Genomic DNA, 385 nt, shown 5'->3' with positions numbered 1-385 from the left:
GTCGTCTGGCTTGAGCACGGCCACGAGTGGTATCTCCAGCCTGTCCACCGGCTTGAGCACGACCAACAGCAATGTCAGCAGCCTGTCGACGTCGACGTCGTCGGGGCTGAGCACGGCGACCAGCGGAATATCGAGCCTGTCCACGGGCTTGAGTACGACGAACAGCAATGTGGGCAGCCTGTCGACCTCCACGTCGTCCGGCCTGAGCACGACCAACAGCCGCATCGACAGCCTGTCGACGTCGACTTCAAGCGGTCTGAGCACCGCCACGAGCGGCATCTCGAGCCTGTCCACAGGTCTGAGCACCACGAACAGCAACGTCAGCAGCTTGTCGACCTCCACGTCGTCCGGCCTGAGCACCAGCAGCAGCCGCATCGACAGCCTT

1 pseudogene is annotated in these 385 nt (G+C 63.4%); it reads left to right on the top strand.

Going from position 1 to position 385, the window contains the following annotated elements:
- A pseudogene (locus tag ASD34_RS28015) lies at positions 1–385 on the top strand (accessory Sec-dependent LPXTG-anchored adhesin); the annotation flags it as partial.

It is taken from the genome of Variovorax sp. Root473 (assembly GCF_001426505.1).
Taxonomy (GTDB): domain Bacteria; phylum Pseudomonadota; class Gammaproteobacteria; order Burkholderiales; family Burkholderiaceae_C; genus Variovorax.
Note: the sequence above shows the minus strand (reverse complement) of the source record. Positions and strands in the feature narration are given on the sequence as shown.